Annotated in this window: 1 protein-coding gene; it reads right to left on the bottom strand. The window is 67.1% G+C overall.

The window, feature by feature from the left end; all coding sequences use genetic code 11:
- A partial coding sequence (locus tag ACYCCG_RS25920) for an amino acid adenylation domain-containing protein (protein WP_459672300.1) occupies positions 1–6,556 on the bottom strand: 6,556 nt, incomplete at both ends.

Raw genomic sequence — 6,556 nt, forward strand, 5'->3', positions numbered from 1 at the left:
TTGAGGATGGCCAGCAGGCCGACCACCATTTCGAGACTGCGCTCGGCGGCGATGCCCACCAGCACGTCCGGGCCAACACCGGCTACGACCAGGCGGTTGGCCAGCTGGTTGGCGCGGGCATCGAGCTGGGCATAGCTCAGGCGTACAGTGCCGAACACCAGCGCCTCGGCGTCTGGAGTGCGTTGCACCTGGGCCTCGATCAAGCGCTGCACCGGGGTATCCAACGGGTACTCGGTGGCCGTGGCGTTGAAGCCCTCGACCAATTGCCGGCGTTGTTCATCGTCCAGCATCGGCAGGTCGCCGATGCACTGCGCCGGGTCGGAAACGATGGCTTCGAGAAGACGCTGCCAATGCCCGGCCAGGCGCTCGATGGTGCTGGTTTCAAACAGATCAGTGGCGTAGATGAAAGCCGCCGAGATGCCCTGGTCCGCGGCATAGGTTTCCAGGGTCAGGTCAAACTGCGCCGCCTGGCGCTGCTGCGCAACCCCCTCGACCTGCAACCCGGCCACGGCCGGGTCGCCTCGCCCAGCGCGAGTGGCGCTCTGGTGGTTGTGCAGCACTTGGAACAACGGGCTGATACCCAGGTTACGCTCCGGTTGTAGTGCTTCGACCAGTTGCTCGAACGGCAAGTCCTGATGAGCCTGGGCCTCCAGCACGGCCTGCCGGGTCTGGGCAAGCAGAGCAGTGAAGGCCTGCGTGCCGCTGACCGCGTTCCTGATCACCTGGGTATTGGCGAATAGCCCCAGCACCCGCTCGATTTCCACCTGCCCGCGGTTGGCCACCGGCACGCCGATGCGGATATCACCCTGGCCGCTGTAGCGGTGCAAAAGAGTCTGCAAACTGGCCAACAGCAGCATGTTCAGAGTCACGCCCTGACTGCGCGCCAACCGTCCAAGGCCTTCACCCAGAGGCTGGGGCAATTGCAACTCCAGGCGTGCGCCCTGATGGCTGGGTTGCGCCGGGCGCGCACGATCGGCCGGCAGTTGTAGTACCGGCAGTTCCCCTGCCAGTTGTGTGCTCCAGTAATCCAGCTGGCGCTCACGCTCACCCTGGTCCATCCACTGGCGCTGCCAGGCTGCATAGTCAGCATAACCGACCGCCAGCGCTGGTAGGCTGGCCGGCTGGCCATCGGCGAAGCCACGGTAGAACTCGACCAGTTCGTCGATCATCACCTGCACCGACCAGCCGTCAGCAATGATGTGGTGCTGCACGATCAACAGCAGGTGATCGTTCGCACTCAGTTGCAGTACGCTGGCACGCAGCAGTGGCCCCTGGCGCAGGTCGAACAGCTGCCCGGCACGGGAATGGATGAACTGGGCAATCCCGGCATCGTCCTGCGTGGCCGCCCCATCCGTAACGACCCATTCCAGTGGCACTACGGCTGCCGGCTCGACCTGCACCAGCACCTGGCCGCCGCTTTCGACGAAGCGCGTGCGCAGGCTGTCATGCCGTGCAACCAGTGCATCCAGGCTGGCCTGCAACGCGTCCCGGTCCACCTGGCCGCGCAGGCGCAGGGCGCTGGGAATATGATAGGCCGGGCTATCAGGGTCGAGCTGCCAGAGGAACCACTGCCGCTCCTGGGCATAAGACAGCAACTGCGGCCGACCCGGCTCAAGTTTGCGCAATGGCGGGCGGGCAACACCGTCCTCGTGCTGCAGCTGCTCGGCAAAACGCTCCAGCTGCGGGTACTCGAAGAGCGTACGCAGCTCCACGTCACGCCCCAGTACCTGGCGCAGGCGCGACACCGCCTGGGTGGCCAGCAGCGAATGCCCGCCAAGGGCGAAGAAGTCATCGTCCAGGCCGACCTGGACAACGCCCAGCACTGCCTGCCAAACCTCTGCGACCTGCACCTGCAGCGCGCTCTCGGCCGGGCGGTGGCCCTGCCCGGCGAGCGGCTGCGCCACCGGCAAGGCCTTACGGTCGAGCTTGCCGTTGGGGGTCAACGGCATGCGTTCGAGGGTCAGCCACTGCGTAGGCACCATGTAGTCAGGCAACTGCTCATGTAATTGCGCCGCAATGGCGTCGGTAGCGACCGGCTGCCCGGCGCCCGCCACCAGGTAACCCACCAGCCGTCCGTCCAGCGCCAACACCGCCGCCTCGCGCACCGCCGGCAGCGCCAGCAGGCGCGCCTCGATCTCGCCCAGCTCGATGCGGTGCCCGCGAATCTTCACCTGATGATCGATACGGCCCAGGTATTCGATCACCCCGTCTTCGCGGTAACGCGCCAGGTCGCCGGTGCGGTACAACCGCGCACCATCGTCGGCGAACGGGTCGGGCACGAAGCGTTCGGCAGTCAACGAAGGCCGCTGCCAGTAGCCCCGGGCCAGGCCCTCGCCGCCGATCAACAACTCGCCACCCGCCCCCACCGGGCCCGGCAGCAGGTCGTCGCCGAGGATGTACAGCCCGGTGTTGTCGATGCCGCGCCCCAGCAACGGCTTCGGAGCCTGCACAGTGAGGCGGTGGGCGGCCGACCAGATGGTGGTTTCAGTGGGCCCGTACAGGTTCCAAAGCGGACCTCCCAGGGCCAACAGGCGGGTGGCCAGCTCGGCCGGCAACGCTTCACCACCGCACAACAAGGTGCTGCCGGCCAGCGCCGTGTGCCGTGGGTTGTCCAACAACATGCGCCAGGACGACGGCGTGGCCTGCACCACGTTCACGCCACCGTCGGCGATACGCGCCAGCAGTGCGTCGGAATCGTGCAGGGTGGCCTCGTCGATCAGTACTACGCTGCCGCCACTGGCCAGCGGAGCGTAGATCTCCAGGCCGAAGATATCGAACGAGAAGGTGGTCAACGACAGCACGCGGCTGGCGGCGCTGAAGCCGGGTTCGCGGCACAGGCTGGCCACGAAGTTGGTCAACCCGCCATGGCGCACCATCACGCCCTTGGGCTGGCCGGTGGAGCCCGAGGTGTAGATCACGTAGGCCAGGTCGTCGCTGCTCACCGTCACCTGGGGCGCGCCGGCCGGGTGCTGGCCCAGCCACTGGTTGCGGGTGGTGACATCCAGGAAAAGGATGCCGGCAGGCACTGGCAGTTGCTCGAGCAGGTCAGCCTGACTCAGCAGCAGGGTCATGCCGCTGTCTTCCATCATGTAGGCCAGGCGATCCTGCGGGTAGCCCGGGTCCAGCGGCACGTAGGCGGCGCCGGCCTTGAGCACAGCCAGCAGAGCGACGACCATGTCTGGGCCGCGCTTGAGGGCGATGCCCACCCGGGTGCCCGGGCCGACACCTGATTGCACCAGGTGATGGGCCAATGGGTTGGCTTGACGCTCAAGCTCGGCGTGACTGATTTGCCGCTCACCGAACAGCAACGCCGGCGCCTCTGGGTGCCGACGGGCCTGGGCGGCGATCGCCTGGTGCACGCACTGCTGGCGCGGCCAGCCTCGGGCGGTGGCGTTCCACTCGCCCAGTTGCAACTGGCGTTCGCTGTCGTCGAGTATCTGCAGGCTGCCCAGCGGGCACTCGGCAGCAGCCATGAGGTTGCCCAGCAAGGTGTCGAAGTGGCGGGCCAGTTGTTTGATACGCCCAGGCGAGAACTGTGCCTGGGCGTAGCGGTATTGCAGCGACAGGCTGTCGCCCAAGCTGATCATGAGCATCAGCGGGTAGTTGCTCTGCTCGTGGCTGCTCGGCTCGCCAAACCGCAGCCCCTCGGGCGCACCCTGTTGCAGCGCCTTGGACACCGGGTAGCTCTCGAACACCAGGATGTTGTCGAACAGCGCCTCGCCGCCCTGCCCGGCCCAGCGCTGGATCTCGAACAGCGGCGTGTGCTCGTGCTCGCGCAGCGCCAAGTTGTGCGCCTGCAGGGTTTGCAGCCAATCGATCACCGACTGCTGTGGCTGCGGCTGGCTAATCACCGGCAGGGTGTTGATGAACAGGCCGATCTGCTGCTCCACGCCCTTGAGCCCTACCGGACGGCCCGCCACGGTGGCGCCGAAGGCCACGCAGTCCTGCCCGCTGTAGCGCTGCAGCAGCAAGGCCCAGGTGGCCTGCATCACAGTGTTGACGGTGACCTTGTGCTGACGGGCGAACGCGCCCAGGGCGCGGGTGCGCGCCGGGTCCAGGGCTTGCAGGTACTCACCGTAGCCGCTGCCAGGTGTGCATTCAGGCAGGGCCTGGGCCAGCAGGGTCGGGGCTTGCAAGTGGGCCAACTGCGGCTGCCAGAAAGCCTGGCTGGCGGCCGAGTCCTGGGCTTGCAGCCAGGCGATGTAGTCGCTGTAGCGTACGCCCTGGCTGGCCGGGGCCTGGCCTGCATAGTGCTGCAGCACTTCGCCCAGCAGCTGCGAACTGCTCCAGCCGTCCATGAGGATGTGGTGGTGGGTGTAGACCAGATGGTGGCGATCCTCGCCAATTCGGCGCAGGCTCAGACGTAGCAGCGGCGCACGGGCCAGATCGAAACCAGTGCGGCGTTCGGCCTGGGCGAGTTGTTCGAGAGCACCGTCCAGGTCGCTGCGGCCGCGCCAGTCGAGCACCTCGAACGGCACCTGCGCCTGGCGCTGCACGAACTGCAGTGGGCGGTCCTGGCCGTCGGGCCAGAGGAAGCCGCTACGCAGCATTTCGTGGCGCTGCACCGCCGCCTGCCAGGCCCCGTGGAAGCGCTCTACATCGAGGCCGTCGATGTCCACTCGCAGCTGGTTGATGTAGTGGCCGGCCTCGCCCTCGTACAGGGCGTGGAACAGCATGCCCTGTTGCATTGGCGACAAGGCGAACAGGTCCTGTACCTCGACGATGGCCAACGGCAGCTCGTCGAGCTGGGTCTGGGTCAGGCCGGCCAGGGGGAAGTCTGACGGGGTGGCGCCGGCGTTGCCCGGCTGGCAGCAGTGCTCGACCATGCGGGCAAGCTCTGCGGCATAGTCGGCGGCCAGTTGATCGAGGGTGGCCTGGTCGAACATCTCGCGGCTGAACACCCAGTCGAAGCTGAGCACACCGTCGTACACCTGGCCGCTGAGGCTCAGCCAGTTGGCTAGCGGCGCCTCAGGGCTCTGCTCGGCACCGGCCGACTCGCCAGACAATTGGAACAGACCGTCGGCCACGCCCATGGCGTTGTCGAACTGGCCCAGGTAGTTGAAAGTGATGCGCGGTTGCGCCAACGATGCTAGGGCCTCACGCGCCGGGGCCTCGCCCAGGTAGCGCAGGGCACTGTAGCCCACACCCTGGTCGCTGATGGCGCGAAGTTGCTCCTTGACCGCCTTGAGCGAGCCCGCCACATCGTCGGTCACGGTCAGCTGCACCGGGTACAGGCTGGTGAACCAGCCGACGCTGCGGCTCAGGTCGATGCCTTCGAACAGGTCTTCACGGCCATGGCCTTCCAGCTGCAGCAACACGCGCTGCTCGCCGCTCCAGCGGCTGATGACCCGCGCCAGGGCGGTCAGCAGCAGGTCGTTGATGCGGGTACGGTAGGCCGCCGGGGCCTCCTGCAACAGGCGGCGGGTCTGCTCGGCATCCAGCCGGGTGCAGGCGCGGGTGGCGTCGCGGTTGCGCAGCGAGGCGCCCTCACGGGTACCCGGCAGCGTGTGTGGGGCATCGGCCAGGCGCTCGCGCCACTGTTGCACGGCTTGCTGTTCATCGCTGCCGGCATAGGCCTGCAGGCGCTCGGCCCAGTCCTTGACCGAACTGGTACGCGGTGGCAACGCCGGGGCCTGGCTGTCGCGCAACTGGGTACACAGCTGTTGCAGGTCCTCGAGCAGGATACGCCACGACACACCATCCACTGCCAGGTGGTGAACGATCAGGATCAAGCGCTGGCTGCCGTCATCGAGGTTGGCATGCAAGGCCTTGAGCAGCGGCCCTGCGCCCAGGTCTAGGCTGGCCTGGGCAGCATCGGCGTGGGCTTCGAGCGCCGCGGCGTCAGGCACATGCAGCACCTCCAGCACAGTCCCCAGGGCTTGCAGTGGCTCGGCGAAACACGCCTGCCAGCCGCCCTCACCCTCCGTGAAGCGCAGGCGCAGGGCGTCGTGATGGTTGACCAGCTGCAGCAGGGCCTGTTCGAGCAGGCCGCTATCCAGCGGCTCTCGCAAGCTTAGGGCCAGCGACTGGTTCCAGTGCTGGCGCTGGCGATCCACGGTGTCGAAAAACACCTGCTGGAACGGCAGCAGCGGCGTGCTACCACTGGCCGGACCGTACACGACCTGCGCAGCGAGGGCGCCTTGCTCGGCAACCTGGGCCAGGCCACGTACGGTCTGATGCTGGAACAGTTGCTTGGGGGTGAAATGGATGCCGGCCTGACGGGCGCGGCTGACCACCTGGATGGAGATGATCGAGTCACCACCCAGTTCGAAGAAATTGTCGGTGGCGCCAATCGGCTCACGCTTGAGCACGTCCTGCCAGATGGCGGCCAGGCGCTGCTCCAGTTCACCCTGTGGTGGCACATGGGCTTTCTGCGCCAGGCTCGAGTCCGGGCGTGGCAGTGCCCGGCGCTCCAGCTTGCCGTTGGGACTCAGCGGCATCTGCGCCAGGCACAGCAGGTGCATCGGCACCATGTACTCCGGCAGCACCCGGCGCAGTGCGCTCTGCAGTTGTTCGCGCAGGGCCTGCTCATCGGTGCCTGCCTCGCTCGGTACCA

This window comes from Pseudomonas sp. VEM90, assembly GCF_054611535.1.